Raw genomic sequence first — 26,980 nt, 5'->3', positions numbered from 1 at the left:
TCAGGCCCCTGTGGTCACGCCCCACGGGAGGGCTTCTCCCGAACGCAGGTGGTCCTTGAGCCACAGCTCGGTGTTGCTGACGTGCAGCAGTGCGGCGGCTTGGCCGAGGGAGGCGTCGCGGACGGACAATGCCCAGAAGATCGCCTCGTGTTCGGCGAGGGTCCGGCCGGAGGCCTGGGTGTCGACCAGGCCGCGCCAGATGCGGGCGCGCAGGGTGCGCCCGGAGATGCTCTCCAGGAGCGTCAGGAGCGTTTCGTTGCCGGTGGCCGAGATGACGGCGCGGTGGAACGCCGCGTCGTGAGCGTTGAGCCGCTCCACGTCGTCCTGGGCCTCGCGCATGGCGTCCAAGTGCCGCTTCACCTCGGCCAGCTGCTCGTCGGAGATCCGGGTGGCGGCCAGCGCGGTGGCGACCGGTTCCAGGAGCCGCCGTACCTCCATGAGGTCCTGCAGCGCGGCGGAGTCGCCCTGCAGCAGTTCCACCGCACCGCCGAGTCCCTCCAGGAGCAGGCTCGGCTGCAGGCTGGTCACATAGGTGCCGTCACCCCGCCGGACCTCCAGGACCCGGGCGACGGCCAACGCCTTCACGGCCTCCCGGGCGAGGTTGCGGGACAGGCCCAGCTGGGCGGCCAGCTCCGGCTCCGGCGGGAGCTTCGACCCCGGCGGCAGCGCACCGGACCGGATCAGCTCACGGATCTGCACGATGGCCTTGTCCGTCAGAGACACCGCTCACCACTCCCCCCACCGTGCGCCGCGGGCACGTCCGACCTGATGAGTTCCCGGGCGCGGAGATCGTCCCAGAGACCGTCGGGGACGTACCGGCGGTGGAGTTCTGCGTTCCGTACGACCTGCTGCGGATTTCGCATACCGAGGGTGACGTTGACGACGCTGGGATGCGTGGAGGGGAAGGCGATCGCGGCGGCCGGCAGGGTGGTGCCGTGGGCCGCGCAGACGTCGGCGATCGCCCGAGCGCGGTCGAGCAGCTCCGGCGGGGCGTCCTGGTAGTCGTACTTCATGCCCTCGGTGGGGTGGTCGCGGGAGAGCAGTCCGGAGTTGAAGACCCCCACCGCCACCACGCTCTTGCCGAGTTCCTCGGCGGCGGGCAGGACGTCGTCCAGGGCCGACTGGTCGAGGAGGGTGTACCGGCCGGCCAGCATCACCACGTCGGCCGCGGTCTCGCGCAGGAAGCGGGCGAGCATGGCCGACTGGTTCATTCCGGCGCCGATCGCGCCGATCACTCCCTGGTCCCGGAGCTCCGCCAGGGCCGGCATGGCCTCCTCGGCCGCCTGCCTCCAGTGGTCGTCGGGATCGTGCAGGTAGACGACGTCCAGGCGGTCCAGGCCGGTGCGTTCCAGGGTGTCCTCGATGGAGCGGAGCACCCCGTCCCGGCTGAAGTCCCACTGCCGGCGCAGGTCGTCGCGGACCACGAAGCCCTCGGTGTCGGTGCCGCGCGGGTGCTCGTTGGGCACGAGCAGGCGGCCGACTTTGGAGGACACGACGTACGCGTCGCGCGGGCGGGCTTTGAGTGCGGCGCCCAGGCGGCGCTCGGAGAGACCGAGCCCGTAGTGCGGTGCGGTGTCGAAGTACCGGATGCCCGCTTCCCAGGCCGCCTCCAGTGCGGCCTGCGCGTCGTGGGCCGGGGTGACTCTGTAGAGGTTGCCGATGACGGAGGCCCCGAAGCCGAGTCCGGTGAGCTCGACCGGGGTGCTCGCGACCTTCCGGCGCCCGATGCTGTGCGGTGTCAACTGTGCTCCTTCAAAAGCGGCGACGGCGTGAGCGCTCATGGGCCCGTCACCTTCTGACGGCGGCCGAGCCGCCTGCCATGAGTGCCTCGACCTCGGCGAGCGAGGCCATGGACACGTCGCCGGGGGTGGTCATGGTGAGGGCGCCGTGCGCGGTGCCGTAGGCCAGGGCGCGGCTCAGTCCGGCGGTGTCGAGGTCCGCGACGGGCGCGGCAGGGACCGCCGGTCCGGCCTCGCCACCGCCGAGGGTCAGCAGTGCGTAGATCAGGCCGGCCGCGAAGCCGTCGCCCGAGCCGATGCGGTCCAGGACGTGCAGGCCGGGCAGTTCCGGGCCGCGGACGAAGCCGGTACGGGGCGACCAGGCGGCCGAGGACCAGTCGTTGACGCCGGCCGAGGGCACGCCCCGCAGGGTCGTCGCGAGCACCTCGGCCCGGGGCAGCAGCGCGGCCACCTCGGCGAGGGCGTCCCGCACCTCGTCCGCCGCGACGCGTACCGCCCCCGGGTACTGCCCTGCCAGGCCCAGGGCGCCCACCACGACGTCGGCGTGGCGGGCGAGCCGCAGGTCGACCTCGCGGGCGGCGTCGGCGCCGCCCCTGCCGGCCCAGAGACTGGGACGGTAGTTGGGGTCGTAGGAGACCGTCACGCCCTGCCGTCGCGCGGCCGCCATGGCCTCGTCCGCGACGTCCACGGTGGTGTCCGACAGGCCGGCGAAGACGCCGCCGGTGTGGAACCAGCGCGGCCCCGTCGAGCCTGGGGCGAAGACCGCGTCCCAGTCGACGTCCCCCTTGCGCAGCTGCGAGACGGCGGTGTTCGCGCGGTCGCTGACGCCCACCGCGCCCCGGATGCCGTAGCCGCGCTCGACGAAGTTGAGGCCGTTGCGGGCGGTGCGGCCGATGCCGTCGTCGGGCACCCAGCGGATCAGGGAGGTGTCGACGCCGCCCTGGAGGATCAGGTCCTCGACCAGCCGCCCCACCTGGTTGTCGGCGAGGGCGGTCACGACGGCCGTACGCAGGCCGAAGCAGCGCCGCAGTCCGCGGACGACGTTGTACTCGCCGCCGCCCTCCCAGACCTGGAAGGTGCGGGCGGTGCGGATCCTGCCCTCGCCCGGGTCGAAGCGGAGCATCACCTCGCCGAGGGCCACCACGTCGCTCACGTCGCGCTCCCGTGCACGGCCTCGGCGGTCAGCCGGCGGATCTCGCCGTACTCGCCCCGCTCCAGATGGGCGGGGGTGGCCATCCAGCTGCCGCCGACGGCGAGGACCGCCGGGACGGCGAGGTAGGCGGGCAGGCGCGGAGCGTCGATGCCGCCCGTCGGCACGAACCGTGCCTGAGGGAAGGGGGCCGCGAGGGCGCGCAGCATCGGGATGCCGCCGAGCGGTTCGGCGGGGAAGAGCTTGACGGTGTCCAGGCCCGCCTTCAGGGCGCGCATCAGCTCGGTGGCGGTGGCGATGCCCGGCACGACCGGGACCCCCAGCTCGCGGCACTTGGCGACGACGTCCTCGTCGAAGCCGGGGGAGACGACGAAGCGGGCCCCGGCCGCCACGGCACGCTCCGCCTGCTCGGGGGTGAGGACCGTACCGGCGCCGACGGTCAGCCCTCCGTGGGCGGCCATCGTCTTGAGCACCTGCTCGGCGTCGGGGGTGCGGAAGGTGACCTCGGCGCACCGGGCGCCGCCCGCCGCGAGCGCGTCGGCCAGTGGGCCGGCGGTCGCGGCGGAGGGCACGGTCAGCACCGGCAGCAGACGGGCCCCGTCCAGCACGGCGGCCAGGCCGGTGGTTTCGGTGGCACTCATCGGCCGAGCCATCCGCCGTCGACGGGCAGGACGACGCCGTGGACGTAGGCCGCGGCGTCCGAGGCGAGGAACACGGTGGCGCCCGCGAGATCGTCGGCGCTGCCCCAGCGGGCGGCCGGGATGCGGTCCAGGATCGCCTTGCTGCGGACGGGGTCGTCCTGGAGGGCCTGGGTGTTGTCGGTGGCGATGTAGCCGGGGGCGATGGCGTTGACGTTGACGCCGTGCGGAGCCCACTCGTTGGCCAGGGCCTTGGTCAGTCCGGCGATGCCGTGCTTGGCGGCGGTGTAGCCGGGGACGGTGATGCCGCCCTGAAAGCTGAGCAGCGACGCCGTGAAGACGATCTTTCCGCGGCCGCGGGCCACCATCGACGCGCCGACCGCGCGGGACAGGGCGAACTGCGCGTTGAGGTTGACCTGGAGCACCAACTCCCAGTCCTCGTCGGTGTGTTCGGCGGCCGGGGCGCGGCGGATGGTGCCCGCGTTGTTGACCAGGATGTCGACCGGCCGCTCGCGTCCCGCCAGGTCTCTGCCCAGGGCGCGGACGGCGTCGGGGTCGGCGAAGTCGGTGCGGATCGCCTCGAAGGTGCGGCCCGCGGCCAGGACGTCCTTCTCCACGTCGCTGCCGGTCTCCTCCAGTTGGGCGCTGACGCCGATGACGTCCGCGCCGGCCTCGGCGAGGGCGCGGGCCATGGCACGGCCGATGCCGCGCCGGGCCCCGGTGACGACGGCGAGCCTGCCGGTCAGGTCGAAGGCGTTCACTGGGCGGCTCCCTGGGAGTCGTCGGTGCAGTCCACGAGGATCTTCATCACGTCGCCGCCGCCCTCCAGGGCCTCGAACGCGTCGGGCGCCTGTGCCATGGGGACGACCTTGCTGATCAGCTGCTGGGCCGGAACGGTGCCGTCGGCCACCAGGGTCACCGCCCGCTCGAAGTCGGTGCGGTCGTACAACCGGGCGCCCACGAGCGTGAGTTCGCGCCAGAAGAAGCGGTGCAGGTTCACCTCGCGGGGCCGGGGGTGGATGGCCACGAGGCACAGCCGCCCGCGCACACCCAGCACGTCGACCGCCGTGTCCACCCCGCCTTGCGCGCCGGAGACCTCGAAGGCCACGTCCGCGCCGGCGTCGCCGGTCCACTCACGGACCAGCCCGGGCAGGTCGTCGGCGGCCGGGTCCCAGGTCGTGAGTCCCAACTTCTCGGCGAGCCGCCGCCGGTGAGAGCTCAACTCCACGACTCGGACCTCGGCTCCGGCGGCGCGGGCGACCAGGGCGATGAGGATGCCGACGGGACCGCCGCCGACCACGACGGCCTTCTCGCCCGCGCGGACCTGGGCCCGGCCCACGTCGTGCACCGCGACCGCGGTGGGCTCCACGAGGGCCGCGTGGTCGAGGGGGAGGGAGCCGGGCAGCCGTACGAGGGTCGTGGCGGGCACGGTCCAGCGCTGCTGCATCGCGCCCGGGGAGTCGATGCCGATGAAGTCCAGGTGCTGGCAGATGTGCTGGTGGCCGGCGCGGCAGGCCGGGCAGGTGTCGTCCCAGCGCAGCGGCATCACGGTGACCGCGTCACCGGGCGACCAGTCCTCCACTCCCGCGCCCACCCGCACGATCCGGCCCGACATCTCGTGGCCGAGGACGGCGGGCGCGGCGACCCGGGCGTCCATGTCGCCGTGGAAGATGTGCAGATCGGTGCCGCAGATACCGACGTAGGCGGGGGCGATCTCCACCTGGCCGGGGCCGGGGGGCGGGTTCTCGGCGGGCGCGGTGTCCAGGGTGCGGGCGGCGAGATAGCGGACGGCGAGTGTCATCTCAGGGTCCCTTCGGCGCGGACGCCGATCGTGAGCAGCAGGTTGGCGTAGGTGCGGATGTCGGCGGTGACGACGACGAGGGCCAGGTCGGGCGAGCGGGCGGCGTCGTAGAACGCGAAGCGGTCGAGCGTCTCGACGGGGACGGGCGCCAGCATCGAGCGGTACTCGGCGATGGCCGGGGGCTCCGGCTCGCCCTCGGGCGGCACCATCACGTGCGCCGACTCGACGGGCAGAGCCCGCAGCAGGACGTCGAGCACGGTGGTGACGTCCAGCAGACCCGGCGCCAGGTTGAGGTGGACGGTCCTGGCACGCGGGCCGGTGGCGGTACTCGCCGGATAGTGGCCGTCGGCGAGCAGCACCCGGGCGCCGTGCCCGGCGCCCGCCAGGGCTTCGAGGATGCCCGGGTGCAGGAGTTCGGTCATCAGCATGCGGTGCGCTCCTTCCTTCGAGCGGGGCCGAGGCCGTAGAACGTGGTGGCGGTACCGGCGAGGACCGCCTCGGTCTCGGCGGCGGAGCAGCCGTCCAGGAGTTCCTCGACGGTGGCGGCCCAGCGGTTCCAGCCGCCGGCGAGGACGCAGACCGGCCAGTCCGAGCCGAACATCAGCCGGTCCGTGCCGAAGGCCGCCAGCAGGACCTCCCACACCGGCCGGATGTCGTCGACGGACCACTTCTCGTGGTCGGCCTCGGTGACCAGGCCCGACACCTTGCACCGCACCTGGGGATGCGCGGCCAGCCGCCGCACGCCCCGCTCCCAGTCGCCCAGGTCGCCTTGGGCGATGGGCGGTTTGCCGGCGTGGTCGAGGACCAGGGGAAGGCCGGGGAGGCGTTCGGCCAGGCGGATCGCCTGGGGGAACTGGTGGTCGCGGATCAGCAGGTCGTACCCGAGACCCCGTTCGGCCACCGCCCGCAGTCCCCGCTCCGCCGAAGGCCGTTGCAGCCAGGCGGCAACGGACTCGCCCTGGACGAGGTGACGTACGGCCCGCAGATACGTACCGCCGGGCCCGGCGCGCAGAGCGTCGAGTACGTCGCCGATCGCCGGGGACGTGAGGTCGGCCCAGCCGACGACCGCGCCGATGAGCGGGTCGCCGTCGGCGAGGGCGAGGAACTCGCGGGTCTCGTCGACCGAGGCCACGCACTGGACGAGCACCGTGCGCTCCAGCCGCCGGCCCGCGATCGGCCTGGTCGCGGCCGTGCGCAGGTCCTCGGTGCCGAAGCTGCGGCTGATCGGCTCGTGTCCGGGCTCGTCGAGCCAGGACTGCGGCCGGATGTCCAGGTCCCACACGTGGTGGTGGGCGTCGACGAGGGTGTGGGCGTCAGACACGGGCCGTCCACACGGGGCCGTCGGGGTAGGTGTACTCCTTGAGGGACGCGGGGTGCATCTGCGCGCTCAGCCCGGGCAGGGCGGGCGCGAGGTAGTGGCCGTCGCTGATGCGGACCGGGTCGACGAAGTGCTCGTGCAGGTGGTCGACGTACTCGATGACGCGGTCCTCGGTGGTGCCGGAGACGGCGACGTAGTCGAACATCGACAGGTGCTGGACCATCTCGCACAGGCCCACCCCTCCGGCGTGCGGACAGACCGGCACGCCGAACTTCGCGGCGAGCAGCAGGATCGCGATGTTCTCGTTGACGCCGCCGACCCGGGCGGAGTCGATCTGCACGATGTCCACCGCGCCGGCCTGCAGGAGCTGCTTGAAGACGACCCGGTTGGCGATGTGCTCACCGGTGGCGACCTTGACCGGGCTGACGGCCTTGCGGACGGCGGCGTGGCCGAGGATGTCGTCGGGGGAGGTGGGCTCCTCGATCCAGTACGGGTCGTAGGGGGCGAGGGCGCGCATCCAGTCGATGGCGGGCTGGACGTCCCATCTCTGGTTGGCGTCGACGGCGATGCGGATGTCCGGGCCGACCGTCTCGCGGGCGGTGCGCATGCGCCGTATGTCGTCCTCCAGGTCCGCGCCGACCTTCAGCTTGATCTGGGTGAAGCCGTCGGCGACGGCCTCGCGGGCGAGGCGGGCCAGCTTCTCGTCGGAGTAGCCGAGCCAGCCGGGGGTGGTGGTGTAGGCGGGGTAGCCGCGCTCCAGCAGACGGGCGACGCGCTCCTGGCGGCCGGGCTCGGCACGGCGGAGGATCTCCAGCGCCTCCTCGGGGGTGAGGGCGTCGCTGAGCCAGCGGAAGTCGACCTGCGCGACCAGGTCCTCGGGCGACATCTCGCCGAGGAACCGCCACACGGGCAGGCCCGCGCGCTTGGCGGCCAGGTCCCAGGCGGCGTTGACGACCGCGCCGGTGGCCATGTGGATGGCGCCCTTCTCCGGGCCCAGCCAGCGCAGTTGGGGATCGTGCACGAGGGAGCGGGAGAAGGCTCCGAGGTCGGAGCAGACCTCCTGGACGGACAGGCCCACCACGTGCGGGGCGAGGGCCGCGATGGCGGCGGCCTGGACATCGTTGCCGCGGCCGGTGGTGAACGCGAGGGCGTGGCCCTCCAGTCCGTCGCCGGCGTCGGTGCGCAGCACGACGTAGGCGGCGGAGTAGTCGGGCTCGGGGTTCATCGCGTCCGAGCCGTCGAGGTGTTCGGAGGTGGGGAACCGCACGTCCAGGACGTCCAGGGCGGTGATGCGGGCGGATGCGGGCGGGGTGGAGGACATGGCGGCAACTCCTGTGACGGCAAGGGGGAATCGGGCCCCTTGCGACGAGCGGTGAACGCGGCGCGGGACGGGCGGCCGGCGACGGCCGCCCGGGTCAGTCCTGGACCTTGCCGCCGGTGATCCGGGAGATGGCGAGGGCGACCAGGATGATCAGGCCGTTGAGGGCGCCGATCCACTGGGCGGGGACGCCGCCCAGGGTGAGCACGTTCTGGATCATGAAGAGCAGCAGGATGCCGCAGAACGCGCCGAACATGGTGCCCTTGCCGCCGTTGAGGCTGATCCCGCCGATGACGGCGGCGGCGAAGACGGTGAAGATGTAGCCGTTGCCCTGTGCGGAGGCGACGGAGGCCAGGCGTCCGGAGAGCAGCAGTCCGGCGACGGCGGCGAGCACGCTGCCGGTGACGATGACGATCCACAGCACCCGGTCGGTGCGGATGCCGGCGGCCTTGGCCGCGTCGACGTTGCCGCCGATGGCGTACAGCGAGCGGCCGAAGCTGGTCCAGCCGAGGACCACGATGGCGACGGCGAACAGGGCCAGGCAGATCCAGATGGAGGCGGGCATCCCGAACCACTGCGCGGTGCCGGGGTAGAGCATCGACTGCGGCAGCTGGAAGAACGTCTGGCCGCCGGAGATGCCGGTGAGGATGCCGCGCAGCACGATCAGCATGCCGAGGGTGACGATGAAGCCGTTGAGGCCGAAGCGGATGATCAGCAGCGAGTTGATCACGCCGACCAGCGCGCCCACGGCCAGGGTGACGGGGATCGCCCAGCCACCGGAGAGCAGGCCGAGTCCGTGTCCGGCGCCGGCCGGGACGACCAGCCAGGCCGCGACACCGGGGGCGAGGCCCATGGTGGACTCCAGCGACAGGTCCATCTTCTTGACGATCAGGATCATCGTCTGGGCGAGGACCAGCAGGGCCATCTCGGACATGGTCTGCAGGACGTTGATGAGGTTGTCCGTCTGCAGGAAGACCGGGTTGACGATCTGGCCGACGATCGCGATGACGACGATCGCGGGGACGAGGGCGAGGTCGCGCAGCCGGGCCAGGGGGATCCGGCCGCCGAGCAGCGCGGTGCGCCTCTGCTTCGGTTCCGCGGCCTTGGCGGCTGTGTCCGCGAGGACGGTTTCAGGCATTGAGGTCCACTCCTTCCATCGCGGCCACGAGGTCGTGGTCGTGCCAGCCGCGGGCTATCTCGGTCGTGACCCGGCCCTGGAACATCACCAGGATCCGGTCGCACATCCGCAGGTCGTCGAGTTCGTCGGAGGCGATGAGCACTCCGGTGCCGGTCCGGGCGGTCTCCTCGACCTTGCCGAGGAGGAACTCCTTGGAGCGCACGTCCACGCCCGCGGTCGGGTTGATCAGGACCAGCAGCCGCGGGTCGTCGGCCAGGGCGCGGGCCATGACGACCTTCTGCTGGTTGCCTCCGGACAGGGAGGAGACGGGCAGCTCGGGGCCCGGCGTCTTGATCGCCAGCTTCTCGATCATGTTGTCGGCGAGCCGGTCGCGTCGGTCACGGCTGAGGAGGCCGTTCCTGCCGAGCCGGTGGGGCACGGACAGGGTGGCGTTGTCGGCGATCGACATGTCGGGCACGAAGCCCTGGTGGTGCCGGTCCTGGGGGACGAACCCGGCGCCGGCGGCGAGCGCGGCGGGCACGCTGCCCGGCCGGGGCCGCCGCCCGGCGATCTCCACCTCGCCGGTGGCGGCCGCCCACAGCCCTACGACGGTCTCGGCGACCTCGGTGCGTCCGCTGGCGGCGGCACCGGCGAGGCCGACGATCTCGCCGGCGCCCACCTGGAAGGTGACGTCTTCGTATGTGCCGTCACCGCCCAGATCCCGCACGGACAGCGCGGGGGCGGCGGCGGGGTCGACGGTGCTCGACCGCGCCTGTTGCCGGTCGGCGGCCGCCTCGCCGGTCATGGCGGCGACCAGCTCGGTGCGGGGGAGGTCCGCGACGGGGGCGGTGACGATGTGCCGGGCGTCGCGGAACACCGTCACCATGTCGCAGATCTCGTAGACCTCCTGCAGGTGGTGACTGATGAACAGGAAGGTCACGCCCTGGCGTTGCAGTTCGCGGATGCGGTCGAAGAGCCGGTTGATGGCCGCCGCGTCGAGCTGTGCGGTGGGCTCGTCGAGGATGATGAACCGGGCCCCGAAGGACAGCGCCCGGGCGATCTCGACGAACTGCCGCTGCTCGACGCTGAGTTCGCCGGCCGGGGACTGCGGATCGACGTCCACCGACCAGGTCGAGAGGAGCTCCTGCGCCCGGCGGCGCACGCCGGTCCAGCTGATCAGCCGGTTGGGGCCGTGGTGGTGACGGTTCAGGAAGAGGTTCTCGGCGACGGTCAGCGTGGGGATGATCGTCGACTTCTGGTAGACGCAGGCCACGCGCCGGCGCCAGGCGTCGCGGTCGCTGAGCCGGGGGGCGGGGTCCCCGCCGAAGGTGACCGTGCCCTCGTCGGGGGCGTGCAGGCCCGTCAGGACGGAGACCAGGGTCGACTTGCCGGCTCCGTTGCGGCCGACGAGTGCGTGGGTCTCGCCCGGCCTGATGGTGATCCGGGCGCCGTTCAGGGCCACGGTCGGTCCGAATCGTTTGACTATGCCCGTCGCCTCGACGACGGGCGGGGTCGCGGGGGCCCGTCCGTCGTCCGCCGGGGCGGGCGCGGGGGTGACTGCTCGCTCCCCGTCGCTCATTTCAACCGCCTTGTAGTGGTGAGCCGTTGGATGCCCGAGAGGGCAGGTCAGCCGAGGTTGTTGCCCCACAGGGAGGTGTCGTCGCTCTTGACGCTGGGCACGCCGCCGTAGGTGCCGCCGTCGACGGTGACCAGGGGAGCGGAGAGCTGGTCCTCCAGCAGTCCGTCGCGGACCTGGATGATGGTGCTGTCGTGGTCGGTCTTGCCGGGCTTGAAGGTCTTTCCGTCGATCGCGGCCTTGAGGTAGTACAGGGCGTACTTGGCGTACAGGTCCGCGGGCTGGGAGACGGTGGCGTCGATGTGGCCGGCCGCGATGTCCTTGAGCTCCTCGGGGATGCCGTCGTTGGACACGACGAAGACGTGCTTCTTGTCCTTCGGGTCGACCAACAGGCCCTTCTGCTTGAGGACCTGGAGCGTGCCGGCCAGGGCGAAGCTGGACTGCATGTAGACGCCCTTGATGTCCGGGTTGGCGGTCAGGTCCGTCTGGAGCTTCTGTGCGGCGACCGCGCCGTCCCAGTTGGTGGCCTCGCCGAACACCTTGATGCCGGGGTAGTTCTTCTTCATGCAGTCGTTGAACGCCTCGGTGCGGTCACGGCCGTTGATGGAGTCGAGGCCGCCCTCCAGCATCACGACCTTGCCCTTGCCGCCGAGCTTGGTGCCGAGGTACTGGCAGGCCTTCTCGCCGTAGGCGCGGTTGTCGGCCCGCACCACCATGAACACCTTGCCGCTGTCGGGCCGGGTGTCGACGGTGACGACCGGGATCTTCTTGGCCTCCAGCTGCGCCAGCGTCGGCGCGATGGCGGCGGTGTCCTGCGGAGCCATCGCGATGCCCTTGACGCCCTGGCTGATGAACGTCTGCGCGTTGGCGGTGAGCTTGGCGACGTCGTTCTGGGAGTTCGTGGTCTTCAGGTCCAGCCCCAGCTCCTTGGCCGACTGGGGCGTGTACTTGATGTACGAGTTCCAGAAGTCGGTGTCGGACCGCGGGTAGTCGACGCCCACGAGCGGCTTGCCGCTCGACGAGGCGGTGGTGCCGGAGCCGCTGCTGCAGGCGCTGAGCAGCGTCAGTGCGCAGACGACGGAGGCGGTGGAGCCGAGTGCGGTTCTCAGTCTCATGGGTACTTCCTCGCGCTGGTCCCGGAGCGGGGTTGTTACGCCGATGCGACGGTTATGTGTCGTCGGCGGAGAGATGGGATGTTTATAGAGCGGGAGAAAGGCGGTTGTCTAGTGGGTGCGGCAAAAGTGCTGGAGATGGCTTTCCTGGGCAGTAGATCCATCCCATCAATGATGCGCACTCGTGATGGACTGACGGCTTGCCTGCGGGCCGCGCATGTGGTGCTGCGCCCTTCGCCGAGCCCCTAGACATTCCATGTTTGCCTCTACAGCAATGCACTGATAGCGCCTATACAGGGACAAAAGCTGCTGGTGATACGGGTTTTCATCCCTGCACGCCCGTTGACATCAGTGCGTCACATGGTCGAACTTCATGCGTAACCTCCGACGCTCCAGGACCGTCGGCGTTCCGCGTCTCCCCCCGTCCCCCTTGCCCCTACCTCAGGGATGTCCTCATGTCGCGTTCGCTCAACAGACGCCAGTTCCTGTCCGCCGCAACCTGTGTGGCGGCGGCAGCCATAGCCGGCGGTGGCCTCGGCGCCGGCGTCGCCCAGGCGGCACCGAGCACGTATACGCCCGACTGGAACTCGGTCGACCAGCACCCGCCGGCTCCGGAGTGGTTCCAGGACGCGAAGTTCGGGATCTACTTCCACTGGGGCGTCTTCAGCGTTCCCGCCTTCGGCAACGAGTGGTATCCGCGGTCCATGTATCACGCCGGCGACAGCGTGAACCAGCACCACATCGCGACCTACGGCCAGCCCTCGGCATGGCCTTACCACAACTTCATCAACGGGGCGAACGACCTGGCGGGCAACTTCGTGCAGTTCGCGCCGAAGCTGAAGTCGGCCGGCGGGAACTTCGACCCCAACGAGTGGGCGCAGCTGTTCGTCGACGCGGGTGCGAAGTTCGCCGGCCCGGTCGCCGAGCACCACGACGGCTTCTCCATGTGGAACAGCCAGGTCAACGAGTGGAACTCGGTCGCCAAGGGCCCGAAGCTCAACCTGCTGCAGCTGTTCACCACGGCGATCCGGGCCAAGGGCCTCAAGCTGCTGGTCGCCATGCACCACGCGTACCACTACAACGGCTTCTACGAGTTCGCCCCCGCCCAGACCGACCCCAGCCTCAAGAAGCTCTACGGCCAGCTCGGTGCGGCCGCGGAGAACCAGCTCTGGTACGACAAGCTCAAGGAGGTCGTCGACCTCGCGCAACCGGACATCCTGTGGCAGGACTTCAAACTGGACGCGGTCGACGAGACGCAGCGCCTGAACTTCCTGTCCTACTACTACAACCAGGCCAACGCCTGGGGCCGTGAGGTCGTCGCCACCTACAAGGACGGGTTCAACGGCAAGGGCGAGGTCTTCGACTACGAGCGCGGCGGCCCCGGCGACCTCACCAGCCCGTACTGGCTGACCGACGACAGCATCTCCAGCTCCAGCTGGTGCTACACGCAGGGCATCGGCTATTACAGCAGCCAGCAGATGCTGCACTCGTTCCTCGACCGGGTCAGCAAGAACGGCAACGTGCTGCTGAACATCGCGCCGATGGCCGACGGCACCATCCCCCAGGCGCAGAAGGACATCCTTCTCGGCATGGGCGACTACCTGAAGCGCTTCGGCGAGTCGGTGTACTCGACCCGCGCCTGGACCGTGTACGGCGAAGGCCCGACGAAGATGGGCGGCGGCGCCTTCACCACGCCGACGGCCGGCACCGCGCAGGACATCCGCTTCACCCGCAACAAGGCGGGCAACGTCCTGTACGCCACCGTCCTGGGCTGGCCCGGCAGCTCGGTGACGATCAAGACGCTCAGCTCGGACCGCGTCAACCTCTCCTCGCTGACCTCGGTGAAACTGCTCGGCTCCACGGCCGGCACCTACATCGACCTGCCCGCTCCCACGCAGACCTCCTCCGGCCTCACCGTCACCCTGCCGTCCTCGGCGCCGTACAGCGCGGGCGCCTACGTCCTGAAGCTGGCCTTCTCCGGCGCCATCCCGACCCTGCTGCCGCTGGCCGGCGCCGCCGCCTTCACGGACGTCAACTACACCGGCGGCTCGGCCCCGTTGCCCGTCGGCGACTACACCGCGGCCGACCTGAGCGCGGCCGGACTGGGCACCCGCACCATCTCCAGCCTGCGTCCCGCCCCCGGCTACCAGGTGATCGGCTACTCCGGCGACAACTTCACCGGCACCGCCTGGACCTTCACCGCCGACAACCCCGACCTCAGGGTCACCGGCAACAACGACCAGATCACCTCGCTCAGGGTCCAGTTCAACCCGTCGAGGTACTTCCGGATCACCAACGTCACCGACGGCCTCGCCCTGGACAGCGGCGGCAACGTCGCCTCCGGATCCAACCTCAAGCAGTGGAGCTGGGACTCCAGCAACAACCTCCAGTGGCAGGCGGTCGACGTGGGCGGCGGCTACTACAAGCTGGTCAACCGCACCAACGGCATGGTCGCCGACGGATGGGGCAGCACCGCCGACGGCTCCCCGGCCCAGCAGGCGCCGTGGAACGGCGGCTCCAACCAGCAGTGGAAGATCACCCCCCGGGGCGGCAACAGCTACACGATCGCCAACCGCACCACCGGCCTGGCGCTCGACGGCGGCGGCAACGTCGCTTCGGGCTCCGTCACCAAGCAGTGGACCAACGGCAGCAGCACCAACCTGCAGTGGACCTTCACCGCCCTGTGAGTCCCGCTCCGCCCTGACCAACGGCCGCGGCGGGCGCCCTCTCGGGCCTGCCCGCCGCCTTCACCGCCTCACCCCCCACATCAGAGCCACCCGACCGGGAGTACACCCATGTCATCAGAGAGAAGACTGTCCCGTCGTACCCTGCTGGGCGCCGCGGGCGCCGCTGCGGCCGCGACAGCGCTGCCCGTGGCCCCCGCGTTGTCGCCGCTGTTGGCGGAGGCGGCCGCCGCGGATCCCCAGACCAATCTGGAGAAGCTGGTGAACATGCGGTTCGGCATGTTCAACCACTTCAACATGGGCACCTTCACCAACCAGGAGTGGGCCGCCCCGAACCAGAGCCCCACCCTGTTCGCTCCCACGGCCGTGGACTGCGCCCAGTGGGCGGACGCCGCCGCGGCGGCGAAGATGAGCTACGGCATCCTGACGACCAAGCACCACGACGGCTTCGCCCTGTGGCCCAGCGCCCACGGCACTCAGAACGTCGCGAACAGCTCCTACAAGCACGACGTGGTGAAGGCGTACTGCGACGCCTTCCGGGCGAAGGGGCTGAAGGTCGGGCTCTACTACTCGGTATGGGACCGCACCTTCGGCGTCCAGGCGTGGGAGGGCCGGCACAAGAATGTCGGTCTCCAGACCACCGATGCCATCCAGCCCAGCGACATGGCCTTCATCCTCGGCCAGATCACCGAGCTGCTCACCAACTACGGCACCATCGACCTGTTCGTCACCGACGGTTACGGGTGGCAGATGGGCCAGCAGGCCGTCTCCTACCAGCGGGTCCGTGAGCTCGTGAAGTCGCTCCAGCCGGACATCGTCATGCTCGACCACGGTGCCCTGTCGGTGCCGTTCCTCGGCGACGCGATCTACTTCGAGGAGCCGCTGGGTGTCTCGTCGCCGGCCGGGAACACCTATGCCTCCACGCAGGGGCAGACGATCAGCAACGGCTGGTTCTGGCACCCGGCGACGCCGACCACCGACCCCATGAGCAAGGCATCGATCCTGTCGCATCTGGCCGACCTGGAGCCGAAGTACACCTCGTTCATCCTCAACTGCCCGCCCAACCGCAACGGCAGGCTGGACACCAACATCGTCAACCGGCTCGCCGAAGTCGGGGCGGCCTGGAGCCCGAACACCTCCCGCCCGCCACTGCCGACGCAGATGCTGCGCGCCGAGCACCCCGTCACACCGGTCAGCGCCTACGCGACCGCGTTCCGCACCGGCGAGGGACCGCTCAACGGCATCGACGGACTGAGCGACAGGGGTTATGAGACCTGCTGGTCGACCTGGGGACTGTCCCCGGCCCTGCCCCACTCGATCACGATCGACCTGGGCGGGGTGTGGAGCAACGTCTCCACCCTGGAGTACCTGCCCAAGCAGTGGAACCGCAGCGACACCACCGACGGCGACATCACCTCTTACACCATCTCCACCAGCACCGACGGCACGAACTTCACCCAGGTCGCCACCGGAACCTGGGCCGGGGACCGCGCCACCAAGGTGGCCGAATGGCCCGCCCGGAACGTGGGCTTCGTACGGCTCCAGGCCAACGCCGCCACCGGCGGCTACGCCAACATCGGCGGCCTCCACATCGGTGGCCGGACCGCCAAACCGGCTCTGGTGTCAAGGGTCCTCCCGGGGGACGGCACGGTCTACCGCATCGTCAACCGCAAGAGCGGCAAGGTCGTCGACGTGTTCAACTTCGGCACCGCCAACGGCACCAACATCCAGCAGTGGCCGTGGCTGAACAACACCGCCCAGAAGTGGACCTTCGCCTCCACCGGCGACGGCTACTACGAGATCAAGAACGTGAACAGCGGCAAGCTGATGGAGGTGGCCGGACTCTCCAGGGTGGACGGCGGAAACGTCTCCATCTACTCCGACAGCAACGTTCCCCAGCAGCACTGGGCGGTCACGCCCACCGGCGACGGTTACTACTACCTCACCAACCGGTTCAGCGGACTGTCCCTCAACGTCGACGGGGGCTCGACCGCCGACGGCGCCAACATCGACCAGTTCACCTACAGCCGCGCGCCCGAGGAGCAGTGGCAGATCATCGCCGTGTGACAATCCCGACGACGGGCGACAGCTTCACCGCCGCCCGTCGTCGGCCGGCCTTCGCGGGACCGTCGTACGTGCCGTCGGTGCCCGGGTGGATGACGGCGTTCCGGCGAGCGGCGACGGACCATGCGCTGAGTGCGCTGTCGGCTCTCCTGCCGCGGGGGACTCCCGGGGCCCACGACGTCGAGCGGCACACCGGGAGACTACCGCGAATGGGTCCCGCTGTACGGGCTCAGCCCACCCGGCGGACTTCGTGACGTGATCGCGTAGGGCTCCACAGCCTGCTGCAGGACGGGCGATCCACGAAAGAGCCTGCAGCCGGCATCGGGGTGCGATCGACACCCCGAGCCGATTTCGCTACAAGTTCCGAAATTATTCAGCGCGAGGACCGCCACGTGGCCGAAACACGCGGTTCATAGCGTCTGGGCACATCACGTCACTGACCTCCGCCCCCGTGAGGCACCTCGTGTGACAGGAGTCCTCCGTGCCCAACATCTCCCGCCGCGCCGCCATACGGCTGACCGCCGGCCTGGCCGTCGGCAGCGCGCTTCCCCTGACCGGCTGCGGGCGCCACGACGCCGCGGCCGCCGCCGGCACCGCCAAGAAGGTCGACGCGTCCCCGGCCACCGGCACCCTGAACGTCTGGGCCGCCCAGGGCGACGCCGACGTGCTCGGCACGGTCGTCAAGCCGTTCAAGTCCGCCAACCCCGGCCTGGTCGTGAAGACCACGCTGATCCCGAACGCGGAGTACTACACCAAGCTCCAGGCGGCGATCGCGGCGGGCAAGGGACCGGACGTCGCCCAGTTCTTCCCCGAGTCGCAGGCGCAGTTCCTCGACTCGTCCACCCTGCGGCCCGTGCCGGACGGCCTGGTGGATCCGGGCAGCTTCTTCAAGAGCCTCTGGGACGCCGGGGTCGTGGACGACGTGGCCTACACGGTGCCCTGGTACGCGTACTCGTACGCGCTCGTCTACCGATCGGATCTGGCCAAGAAGGCGGGCGTCGAGGCGCCGACCACGTGGGCCGCCATGGAGCCCTTCCTCAAGGCCCTCCAGGGTGCCGGCGCGGGCCACGCGCTGGGGGCCGACATCGGGTGGGACATCTTCAACGGCCAGGACGTCGCCATGTACGCCTGGCAGGCCGGAGGCTCACTCGTCACCGCCGCCGGCAAGTGGAACCTGAACACGCCACAGATGGTCGACGCGCTGAAGTACAACGCGTCCTTCTTCACCTCCGGGACCGCCGACACCAGCGGGCCGACCTTCCTCGACGCACAGCCGTACTTCGTCTCCGGCAAGACCGCGAGCATGATCACCGGGCCGTGGGTCATCGGTCAGCTCGACACGGCCGCCAAGAAGAGCGGGTGGACGGCCTCCCATGTCGCCACCGCCCCGCTGCCCGCCGGAGCGTCGGGCAGCGTGTCCTTCTCCGCGGGCGGCAGCTGGGGCGTCCTCGCCGACAGCGGCAACGCGGACGCCGCCTGGAAGCTCGTCCGGTACCTGGCCCAGCCCACCACCCAGGTCGCGCAGTACAAGGCGTACAGCTCGCTGCCGGCCGTCATCTCCGCCTGGGACGACCCGGTCATCAAGGGGCAGCCGCTCATGGCCGCCTTTCTCACCCAGCTCAAGAACACCCGGGCGTTCCCCCAGGTCACCACCTGGCAGCAGGTCGCGACCCGGCTGGGCAAGGAGATGGAGGCCGTCGCCAAGGGCAAGGAGAGCGCTGCGAAGGCCGCCGCGAACATCCAGGCGTACGCCGAAAGCATCGGCACGGGCACGAAGCGATGACCGCGAGCGCCGTATCGGCCGCCGGGAAGGCCACGGCCGTACCGAAGACGGCCGCAGGCAGGGCGTCCCGTGCCCGGCGTACCGCCGTCGCCTGGCTGTTCCTCGCCCCGTTCGCCCTCGTCTTCCTGGTCTACACGGCGATCCCCACCGTCGCCGCCCTCGCCCTGAGCCTCACCGACATCCGCGGTGCCGACCTGCGCACCCCGTTCGCCGTCGACTTCACCGGCGTCGAGAACTACCTCCGGCTGTTCCAGGACGAGACCTTCGTACGGGACATCCTCAACACCGCCCTCTTCGTGGCCGTGGGGGTACCGCTGACGATGGGCATCGGCTTCACGCTGGCCCTCGCGCTGAACTCCGGCATCAGCCGGCTGCGCGGTGTCCTGCGCACCGTCTTCTTCGCGCCCGTCGTCACGAACGTCGTCGCCGTCGCGCTGATCTGGCAGTACGCCTTCCACGTCGACGGCACCGTCAACAAGCTGCTCGGCGCGGTCGGGTTCGCCGGACCGAACTGGCTGGACGACCCGAACCTGGCCATGCCGGTCGTCATCCTGCTCGGCGTCTGGCGCAACTTCGGCATCGCGATGGTGCTGTTCCTCGCCGGTCTCCAGGCCGTCCCGCGGGACGTGTACGAGGCCGCCGCTCTGGACGGGGCCGGCCGGTGGCGCCAACTCCGCTACATCACACTGCCGTTGCTGCTGCCCACCACCCTCATGGTCTCCGTCCTGCTGACCGTCTTCTACCTCCAGGTCTTCGACGAGCCCTACCTCCTCACCGGCGGCGGCCCGCTCGGCTCCACCGAGTCCGTCGCGCTGTACACCTACCGCCAGTTCGGGGCGGGCGAGTTCGGGATGTCCTCGGCGGCGTCCTTCGTGACGCTCGCGCTGGTGACCGTGGTGAGCGTCGTCCAGTTCCGGATGCTGAGGTCCCGCACATGAGCCGTACCGCCCGTCCCGTGATGTACGCCGCCCTGGTGCTGTGCGCCCTGCTCACCATGCTGCCCTTCGCGTGGGGGGTGAGCGGATCGCTGCGCAGCCTGGACGAGATCCGCTCCGACCCCGGGGCACTGCTCCCGCACCACCTCACCCTCGGCAACTTCACGCGTCTGTTCGAGACCCAGGGCTTCGGCCGGTTCGTGGTCAACAGCGTCGTCGTCGCGCTGATCGTCGTGGCCGGGAACATCTTGGCCGCGTCGGCCGCCGGATACGCCCTCGCCAAACTCGACTTCGCCGGGCGCAGGCTCGCGTTCGGCGCGGTCATGGCGGCGATGATGGTGCCGTTCACCGCGGTGTTCGTCACCCAGTTCGTGATCACGGTCGACCTGGGGCTCGCGGACACCCTCGCCGGAATCGCCCTGCCCGGCGCGGCGCTTCCGCTGTCGGTCTTCATCATGCGCCAGTACGCCCTGTCGGTCCCCGACGAACTCCTCGAAGCGGCCCGCATCGACGGCGCGGGCGAGTTCCGGATCTTCTTCGGGATCTTCCTGCCGCTGGCCGGTCCCGCCGTCGCCACGATCACGATCATGTCGTTCCTCAACTCCTGGAACAACTTCATCTGGCCGCTGGTCGTCGCCCAGAGCATGGCCACCTACACCCTCCCGGTCGGCCTCGCCGCCACCAGTCAGGCCGCGGCCCACGTCACCGACTACGGACTGCTGCTCGCCGGAGCGATCGTCGTGATGCTGCCGGTGCTCGTGCTCTTCCTCTTCCTGCAGCGGTACTTCGTGCAGGGCGTCGCGGGGACGGGGCTGCGATGACCGTGACGGAATCCGTCCTGGACACCCCGGCCGGCGCTGTTGTCGGCCGCCAAGCCGACGGCGTACGGCGCTACTTGGGCATCCCGTACGCCGAAGCGCCCACCGGAGCACGGCGGTTCGCCGCTCCGGTGCCACGGGCCCGGTTCCCGCAGCCGTACGACGCCTCCCGGCACGGCGCCACCTCGCAGCGTGTGCCGCTGTTCGCCACGACCACGATCCCCGAGCCGTCGGTGCCGGGTGACGACGTGCTGAACCTCTCCGTCACGGCTCCCGCCGCTGAGGGCTGCCCGGTGCTGGTGTGGATCCACGGCGGCGGCTTCCTGGCGGGCAGCCAGGCCAGTCCCTGGTACGACGGGCGGGCCTTCGCCCGGGACGGCGTGGTCACCGTCACGGTCGGGTACCGGCTGGGTGTCGACGGCTTCGCCCCGCTCGACGGCGTACCCGCCAACCTCGGACTGCGCGACCTGCTGTGCGCTCTCGACTGGGTCCAGGAGAACATCGCCGCGTTCGGCGGCGACCCGGACCGGGTCACGGTCGCCGGACAGTCGGCCGGGGGAGCGGCGGTGCTCGCGCTGCTCTCCTCGCCGGCCGCCCAGGGCCGCTTCCGGCGCGCGGTGAGCCTGTCGGGCGGGCTGTTCGACGTCGACCCGCCGCATGACTTCCTCGCCGGACTCGGGCACAGCCTCGGTGTGCCACCCACGCGCGCCGGATTCGGACGCCGTACGCCGGAACAGCTCCAGCGGGCCGTCCTCGACCTGCGCGGTGACGACGCGCTCGTGCTCGGCCCGGTCGCAGGCGACGACATCCTGCCGGTACCGGTCGCCGAAGGACTCACCGCGCACGGCCAAGACGTGCCCCTGCTGCTCGGCGCCACGGGCGACGAGTTCGACGGCGGCGGCGACGGCGAGCGCGGGTCGCGCGCGGCCGGCACCCGCATCACGGACATCCTCTTCCGTTCCGCGTGCCCGCGCACCGCGGCCGCCCGTCGTGAGGCTCTCGCCGGCACCTGGCTGTACTCCTTCGAATGGCCCTCCCCGACCCTCGGCGGCGCCGTCCACTGCGTCGACCTCCCCTTCTTCTTCGACGTGCTCGACGCGCCGGGCGTCCCCGAGGCGCTCGGCCCGAACCCGCCCGCGGAGCTGGCCACCCGGATGCACGCCGACCTCGTCGGCTTCGTCCGCGGCGAGAGTCCGCAGTGGGGGAGGGCGACCGGCACGCCCGGCGATCCGGCCCGCGAGTACGGCCGGCCGCTCGTGGCCGACACCCGCGGCGTGTACGACCCGGTGACGGGAGGCGAACCGTGCTGACGGCCGGCATGAACCAGAGCGCCGTACGACGGGTCAACACCTCCGTGATCCTGCGGGCGTTGGCGGTGTCGTCGGGACCGAGGAAACTCACCGAACTCGCCGGGCAGACCGGTCTGTCCCGGCGCACGATCGAGCTGATCCTGGACTCACTCGTGGACGCGGGATGGGTCACCGAACTCGACCGGGTGCCGAACAGCGGCTGCGCCGGACGCCCGGCCCGCCGCTACGAACTGCGGGCCGAACACGCCCTGTTGGCCGCCGTACGTATCACCACCGTCGATGTCTCCGCCGTCGTCGCCGACGTGCGCGGCCACATCCTCGGCCGGGCACACCGGCCGCTGCGCGCCTACAAGGACCCGCGCACCACCCTCGACGACGCCGCCGCACTGGTCCTTGAGGCCCTCGAAGACGCCGGCGGCTCGGTGGACCGGCTGCGGGCCGGGGCCATCGCCGGCGGCGGTGCCATCGACGACGAAGGGGTCGTACGGCGCCTGGTGCATACCACGCGCTGGGAGGGCGTGCACCTGCCCGAGGAGCTCGGCCGTCGCCTCCCGGTGCCCTGGTTCGCCGACAACGACACCAACCTCGGTGCGCTGGCGGAGCGTTGGCGGGGAGTGGCCGCCGATCACGACAACGTCGTATGGGCGATGCTCGGGAACCGGACCGGCCTCGGCATCCTCATCCGAGGGGCCGTGCACCGCGGGCTCGACGGTGCCGCGGGCGAGATCGTCGAGGCACGCTCGATGCCGGCCGGCTCGGTCGAGGACCGGCCCGTGGCCGCCCTGACCTCACCGCTGCCCGCCGGGCGCGCCCTCGCCCTGGCCCGGTTCGAGGCGGCCCGCAACGGTGACGCCACCTCGCTCGCCGAGGTCGACGAGTTCGTGGAGAACATCGCGTCGATCCTCACCACCCTGTCCTGGACGGTCGCCCCCTCGCTCATCGTCCTCGGCGGCGGCCTTGAGGACGCGGCCGACGTCCTGCTGCCCCGGGTGCGGGACGCGCTGCGGGACGCCCGCACCCCCGCGGTCGAACTGCGTGCCACCGCGCTCGGCCACGACGCCCCGCTCATCGGCGCGGTGAAGCTCGCCCTGGACCGCATGGACACCGAGCTGTTCGGACCGCTCGTCCCGGTCGACTGACCCCCACACCCCACGTACCCGGAGCTCCACTTGACCCACATCCCCCGCACCGACGTCCTCATCGTGGGCAGCGGCATCATGGGCTCGCTCGTGGCCCGCCTCCTGCGCGAGAGCGACCCGGCGCTGCACCTCACCATGGCCGACGGCGGCACCTCGATCGGCGGTGCGCCCGGGCGGCACCTGCACGACCTCGACGACCCCGAGCTGTGGTCCCGCTACAACGAGAAGGTCGCCACCGGCATCCAGGGCATGTACACGGGAGCGGAGGTGGTCCGGGAGGTCGCGGACAGCCTCCCCGACCTCACCCCCGGCATGTTCCACGCGCTCGCCTTCGGTGAGGACGCCGAGGCGATGCCGCAGGCCGCGCTCGCCTGGAACGCGGGCGGCATGGGCGTCCACTGGACCGCCGCCACCCCGTGGCCCGCCGGGGACGAGGTCTTCGACTTCGGCGACCCCGACGCCTGGGCGGCCGACCTCATCACCGCACGCCGACTGCTCGCCGTCACCCCCGCCGCGATCGGCCCGACCAAGGTCGGCGAACTCGTCCTCGACGTCCTGCGCCGACGCTACGGCGATGCCGGGCCGGCCGACCGGGCCCCGCAGCCCATGCCCATGGCCGTCACCCCCACACCCTCGGGCCCCATGCCCCGCACGGCCCCCGGGACGATCTTCCCCGCCCTCGCGGAGGGCGGCGATCCGGCCTTCACCCTGCTCACCGGCACACTCGTGACCGCACTCACACAGGGTGACGCCGGCCGGGTCACAGGAGCCCGCCTGCGCCGCGTCGCCGACGGCACCGAGTCCGAACTCCGCGCCGGCACCGTGGTGGTGTGCGCCGACGCGCTGCGCACCCCGCAACTCCTGTACGCCTCCCGCATCCGCCCCGAGGCCCTGGGCCGGTGCCTCAACGAGCACGCCTTCGTCACCGCCCGCGTCCTGCTCGACCTCGACCGGTTCGGCCTCGACCCCGGTGCCCTGCCCCTGCCGCGCCCCGGCGAGTTCAGCACGGACTCGCTGTGGCTGCCGTGCAACGGACCCGGCCGGCCCTTCCACGGCCAGATCATGAACCGCACCTACGTCGACGGGGCCGGCCGGCCCCTCGCGCACTCCGTCGGCCTGTCGCTGTACGTCCCCGTCGAGTCGCGCCCGCAGAACCGGCTCGTGTTCTCGGCGCACGAAACCGACCTGGCCGGGCTGCCCCGCATCCGCGTCGAGTTCGGCTACTCCGAGACCGACCGCGCGCTGATCCGGCGAGCACTGGACGAAGTCCGGTCCCTCGCGGAGGAGTTCGGCCCCTTCGATCCCGACACCGAGTCCACGGTGCTGCCGCCCGGTTCGTCGCTGCATCTCACCGGCACGGTCCGGGCAGGCGTCACCGACGACGGCACCAGTGTGTGCGACCCGGACGGAAGGGTGTGGGGCTTCGACAACCTGTATCTGGCGGGCAACGGAGTCGTTCCCACGGCCATGGCCGCCAACGTCACCCTGACCGGCGCCGTCACCGCGGTACGGGCCGCCCGTGCCGTCACCGCACGCACCTGAACCACCGAGAGGAACCGAACCGTGATCGACATCGCCAGGGAATACCGCGTGGCCCTGCCCGCCTGGATCGACGACGAACTCGCCGACGCACCCGCCGCCCTGCCCTCACGCGAGGACCGGATGCGTCTCGTGCACCGCCTCGCCGACCGCAACTGGCGCGAGGGCAACGGCGGCCCGTTCGCCGCTCTCGTCGCCGAGCGCGAGTCCGGCCGGATCGTCTCCGTCGGCGTGAACGTCGTCCTGTCCACCGGAGTCTCCAGCGCGCACGCCGAGGTCGTCGCGCTCGGCCTCGCCCAGATCGCCACCGGCGGCTGGGACCTCGGCGGCGACGGCCTGCCCTCCCATGAACTGGTCGTCAACTGGCGCCCCTGCGTGCAGTGTTACGGCGCCACGATGTGGTCAGGGGTCCGCGGACTGGTGGTCGCGGGCCAGGGCCCGGAACTGGAGGAGATCACCACCTTCGACGAGGGCCCGGTCGGCGCGGACTGGGCCGAGCAGTTCGAGACACGCGGCATCGAGGTCGTGCGAGACGTCCTGAGGGACGAGGCGCTCGCGGTGTTCCGCGACTACCGCAAGGCCGTCGACGAGTCCGACGAGGTCGTCGTCTACAACGCGCGCGGGGGAACGGAATGAGCCCTCGTTTCGCGACGGACGTCGTCACCTTCTACCACCCCGGATTCTGGGGCCTGGACTCCGCCGCCGCGGTCCGCGACCGGGCCGCGGATCATCCGGACCGCTTCTGGGGGCGGGTGCTGGACACGCTCGCCGAGACCGAGGTCACCGGCATCGAGCTGACGTTCGCGCCCGGCGGCATCGACTCGGCGCTGCGCGCGTACGGCAGCGCCCAGGCGTTCCGCCGGGAACTGGCCGGCCGGGGCCTGGCCGTCGTCAGCGCCTTCGTCGCCGACAGCGACGCCCCCGACTGGCGGCACGGCGGCAACCTCCCCGCGATCGTCGCCGACGCCGAGCGCCGCGCCGCCTTCCTCGCCGAGGTGGGCGCCGAGGTCCTCGTCGCCGGACTGCCGATGAGGGCGACGTACGGCACCCGCCCGCCCTTCTTCGTCGACGCCGCCTACATGACCCGCATGGCCGACATCGCGCACGTGGTGGGCGAGGCGGTGTCCCGGCACGGGGTGCGGCTGGCCTTCCACACCGAGTCCCACAGCACCCTGTGGTACGAGCGGGACATCGACCTGTTCATGGCCCTGACCGACCCGCGCTATGTCTGGCTGTGCCCCGACTCCTGCCACATCGCCCTGGGCGGCGGCGACCCCGTCGCGGTGGCCCGGCGCCACACCCCGCGCACCGCCCTGGCCCACTGGAAGGACGCGGTCGCGCCGATCGACGTCCACCTCACGATCGACGAGACGGTGTACGCCCGACAGCAGCCGTACATGACGGAGTTGGGCACGGGGATCGTCGACTGGGAGGGCTGGGCGGACGCGATGTCCGCGACGCCCGGCGCGGACACGGTCCTGATCGAACTGGACGAGGCCGCCGATCCGGTGGCCGCGTTGAGGTCGGGCGCGGCGGTGGCGAAGCGGGCGCTGGCGAAGCGGGCGCTAGCGGCGCAGTTCTCCGTGAGCGGTCTCGGGGAGCCGCAGATAGACCAGTGACGAGCCGAGACAGAGGGCGGCCACGTACCAGGGAAACGCTCCCGTGTGGCCCAACTCCTTGAACAGCGTGCCCACATACGGTGCCGTCCCCCCGAACACCGCGACCGTCAGCGAGTAGGGGAACCCGATCCCGGCCGCCCGCACCCGCGCCGGGAACACCTCCGCGTTCACCGCCGCACTGATCGACGTGAACCCGGTCAGCAGCACCATCCCCGCACACTGCACGAGCAGCAGCACCGCGAAGGAGTCCCGCAGGGCGTGCAGCAGCGGCACGCTCGACAGCGCGAAGCCCAGCCCGAAGAAGAGCAGCAACGGCCGCCGCCCGAAGCGGTCCGACAGCAGCCCGCCGAGCGGCTGGAGCACCCCGAAGAAGGCGAGCGAGATCGTCCCCGCGAGCAACGCGTCCGACTTGTCGACACCGGCGTTGAGTTCGGCGTACGTGGGCAGATACGACGTCCACGTGTAGTACGCGATCGTGCCGCCCATCGTGATCCCGCAGATCAGCAGGGACTCGCGCGGATGGCGCCGCAAGCCCTCAAGGAGCCCGGGACGCGGCGCCCGCCGCTGCTCCTCGCTGCGCGTCTCCTGCGCGCCGCGCCGGATCCAGAAACCGACCAGGGACAGCACGGCCCCGAGGACGAACGGGACGCGCCACCCCCAGCCGTCCATCCGCCCCTCGTCCAGCGTGTCCACCAGCAGCGTGGCGACCCCGGACGCCAGAAGCTGCCCGGCCGTCGTCGACACGTACTGGAAGCTGGAGAACAGCCCGCGTCGGCCGGGCCGCGCCGACTCGACCAGGAAGGTCGTCGAGGCCGCGAACTCCCCGCCCACGGACAGCCCTTGGAGCAGTCGCGCGAGCACCAGAACGACCGGGGACAGCACGCCGACCGCGGCGTACGTCGGTGTCAGCCCGACCAGGAGACTGCTGCCGCCCATCAGCAAAATGGTGACCGTCAGCGCCGAGCGCCGCCCGTGCCGGTCCGCGATCGCCCCCATCAGCAGGCCGCCGACCGGCCGCATGAAGAAGCCGACGGCGAACACCGCGAACGTCGACAGCAGCGGCACCAGCGAGTCGTTCGCCCCCTTGGGGAAGACCGCGCCGGCGAGGTAGGTGGCCAAGAACGTGTAGGCGTACCAGTCGTACCACTCCACGGCATTGCCCACGGAGGCGGCGAGGAGCTGCCGTACAGGTCGTTCGGTGGGCGGCGCGTCCGTCTGTGGTGTCGCTGTCATGATCGCGACCATCCCCCGATCGAGGTCCGCCACACCTCCCGTACCCACGACTTTCACATCAGCGCCACCGCACCCTTCCCTGACGTT

General features: G+C 71.1%; 23 protein-coding genes. 10 read left to right on the top strand and 13 right to left on the bottom strand.

Annotated elements, in window-relative coordinates:
- The 12 genes from H293_RS0133755 to H293_RS0133700 all read right to left on the bottom strand — a co-directional run bounded on the left by H293_RS0133755 (nt 1) and on the right by H293_RS0133700 (nt 11,772).
- On the bottom strand, nt 1-723 hold the full coding sequence (locus H293_RS0133755) for a FadR/GntR family transcriptional regulator (RefSeq protein ID WP_020122237.1): 723 nt from the start codon (nt 721-723) through the stop codon (nt 1-3).
- Complete coding sequence (locus H293_RS0133750) at nt 714-1,781, bottom strand: aldo/keto reductase (protein ID WP_259294582.1); 1,068 nt, start codon at nt 1,779-1,781, stop codon at nt 714-716. The genes H293_RS0133755 and H293_RS0133750 overlap by 10 nt, the downstream gene beginning before the upstream one ends.
- Before the next feature lie 7 nt (nt 1,782-1,788).
- A complete protein-coding gene (locus H293_RS0133745) occupies nt 1,789-2,892 on the bottom strand; it encodes a sugar kinase (RefSeq protein ID WP_020122235.1) in 1,104 nt (367 codons plus the stop codon).
- On the bottom strand, nt 2,889-3,530 hold the full coding sequence (locus H293_RS0133740; RefSeq protein WP_020122234.1) for a bifunctional 4-hydroxy-2-oxoglutarate aldolase/2-dehydro-3-deoxy-phosphogluconate aldolase: 642 nt from the start codon (nt 3,528-3,530) through the stop codon (nt 2,889-2,891). The genes H293_RS0133745 and H293_RS0133740 overlap by 4 nt, the downstream gene beginning before the upstream one ends.
- Nucleotides 3,527-4,288, bottom strand: a complete 762-nt coding sequence (locus H293_RS0133735) for an SDR family oxidoreductase (RefSeq protein ID WP_020122233.1) — start codon at nt 4,286-4,288, stop codon at nt 3,527-3,529. The genes H293_RS0133740 and H293_RS0133735 overlap by 4 nt, the downstream gene beginning before the upstream one ends.
- Nucleotides 4,285-5,328 (bottom strand): zinc-dependent alcohol dehydrogenase, encoded by a 1,044-nt coding sequence (locus H293_RS0133730; protein ID WP_020122232.1) that lies wholly within the window; start codon nt 5,326-5,328, stop codon nt 4,285-4,287. The genes H293_RS0133735 and H293_RS0133730 overlap by 4 nt, the downstream gene beginning before the upstream one ends.
- Nucleotides 5,325-5,756, bottom strand: coding sequence for an RbsD/FucU domain-containing protein (locus tag H293_RS0133725; RefSeq protein WP_020122231.1), 432 nt, complete (start codon nt 5,754-5,756; stop codon nt 5,325-5,327). Before H293_RS0133725 ends, H293_RS0133730 begins: the two co-directional genes overlap by 4 nt.
- On the bottom strand, nt 5,750-6,649 hold the full coding sequence (locus H293_RS0133720; protein ID WP_020122230.1) for an amidohydrolase family protein: 900 nt from the start codon (nt 6,647-6,649) through the stop codon (nt 5,750-5,752). Before H293_RS0133720 ends, H293_RS0133725 begins: the two co-directional genes overlap by 7 nt.
- Nucleotides 6,642-7,967, bottom strand: coding sequence for an L-fuconate dehydratase (locus H293_RS0133715; protein ID WP_020122229.1), 1,326 nt, complete (start codon nt 7,965-7,967; stop codon nt 6,642-6,644). The genes H293_RS0133720 and H293_RS0133715 overlap by 8 nt, the downstream gene beginning before the upstream one ends.
- Nucleotides 7,968-8,061: 94 nt before the next feature.
- Nucleotides 8,062-9,102, bottom strand: a complete 1,041-nt coding sequence (locus tag H293_RS0133710; RefSeq protein WP_020122228.1) for an ABC transporter permease — start codon at nt 9,100-9,102, stop codon at nt 8,062-8,064.
- Entirely contained in the window at nt 9,095-10,660 is a 1,566-nt protein-coding gene (locus H293_RS0133705) for a sugar ABC transporter ATP-binding protein (RefSeq protein WP_020122227.1), read from the bottom strand. Before H293_RS0133705 ends, H293_RS0133710 begins: the two co-directional genes overlap by 8 nt.
- A 47-nt stretch (nt 10,661-10,707) precedes the next feature.
- Nucleotides 10,708-11,772 (bottom strand): sugar ABC transporter substrate-binding protein, encoded by a 1,065-nt coding sequence (locus H293_RS0133700; RefSeq protein WP_020122226.1) that lies wholly within the window; start codon nt 11,770-11,772, stop codon nt 10,708-10,710.
- Between the two features lie 452 nt (nt 11,773-12,224).
- Between H293_RS0133700 and H293_RS0133695 the strand changes: the two genes are divergently transcribed.
- From H293_RS0133695 to H293_RS0133650, 10 genes are all read left to right on the top strand, one after another.
- Entirely contained in the window at nt 12,225-14,456 is a 2,232-nt protein-coding gene (locus tag H293_RS0133695) for an alpha-L-fucosidase (protein ID WP_020122225.1), read from the top strand.
- Nucleotides 14,457-14,564: 108 nt separating this feature from the next.
- A complete protein-coding gene (locus tag H293_RS0133690; protein ID WP_259294581.1) occupies nt 14,565-16,520 on the top strand; it encodes an RICIN domain-containing protein in 1,956 nt (651 codons plus the stop codon).
- Between the two features lie 478 nt (nt 16,521-16,998).
- On the top strand, nt 16,999-18,300 hold the full coding sequence (locus H293_RS0133685) for an extracellular solute-binding protein (RefSeq protein ID WP_020122223.1): 1,302 nt from the start codon (nt 16,999-17,001) through the stop codon (nt 18,298-18,300).
- Nucleotides 18,297-19,238: a carbohydrate ABC transporter permease gene (locus H293_RS0133680; RefSeq protein WP_020122222.1), complete on the top strand. Its 942-nt coding sequence runs from the start codon at nt 18,297-18,299 to the stop codon at nt 19,236-19,238. The genes H293_RS0133685 and H293_RS0133680 overlap by 4 nt, the downstream gene beginning before the upstream one ends.
- Entirely contained in the window at nt 19,235-20,056 is an 822-nt protein-coding gene (locus H293_RS0133675; RefSeq protein WP_028808431.1) for a carbohydrate ABC transporter permease, read from the top strand. The genes H293_RS0133680 and H293_RS0133675 overlap by 4 nt, the downstream gene beginning before the upstream one ends.
- Nucleotides 20,053-21,363 carry a carboxylesterase family protein gene (locus H293_RS0133670; RefSeq protein ID WP_020122220.1) on the top strand — a complete coding sequence of 437 codons (1,311 nt, stop codon included), beginning with the start codon at nt 20,053-20,055 and terminating at the stop codon, nt 21,361-21,363. The genes H293_RS0133675 and H293_RS0133670 overlap by 4 nt, the downstream gene beginning before the upstream one ends.
- Entirely contained in the window at nt 21,357-22,502 is a 1,146-nt protein-coding gene (locus tag H293_RS0133665; protein WP_020122219.1) for an ROK family protein, read from the top strand. Before H293_RS0133670 ends, H293_RS0133665 begins: the two co-directional genes overlap by 7 nt.
- Before the next feature lie 30 nt (nt 22,503-22,532).
- Nucleotides 22,533-24,044, top strand: a complete 1,512-nt coding sequence (locus H293_RS0133660) for a GMC oxidoreductase (protein WP_020122218.1) — start codon at nt 22,533-22,535, stop codon at nt 24,042-24,044.
- Nucleotides 24,045-24,065: 21 nt separating this feature from the next.
- Entirely contained in the window at nt 24,066-24,677 is a 612-nt protein-coding gene (locus H293_RS0133655) for a tRNA-specific adenosine deaminase (RefSeq protein ID WP_020122217.1), read from the top strand.
- Nucleotides 24,674-25,660, top strand: coding sequence for a sugar phosphate isomerase/epimerase family protein (locus H293_RS0133650; protein WP_020122216.1), 987 nt, complete (start codon nt 24,674-24,676; stop codon nt 25,658-25,660). Before H293_RS0133655 ends, H293_RS0133650 begins: the two co-directional genes overlap by 4 nt.
- Here the strand turns inward: H293_RS0133650 and H293_RS0133645 are convergent.
- Nucleotides 25,607-26,905, bottom strand: coding sequence for an MFS transporter (locus H293_RS0133645; protein ID WP_020122215.1), 1,299 nt, complete (start codon nt 26,903-26,905; stop codon nt 25,607-25,609). The genes H293_RS0133650 and H293_RS0133645 overlap by 54 nt on opposite strands.
- Nucleotides 26,906-26,980: the final 75 nt, after the last annotated feature.

It is taken from the genome of Streptomyces canus 299MFChir4.1, assembly GCF_000383615.1.
Taxonomy (GTDB): Bacteria; Actinomycetota; Actinomycetes; order Streptomycetales; family Streptomycetaceae; genus Streptomyces; species Streptomyces canus_C.
The sequence above is the reverse complement of the archived record's forward strand: the minus strand, read 5'-3'. Positions and strand labels throughout refer to the sequence as shown.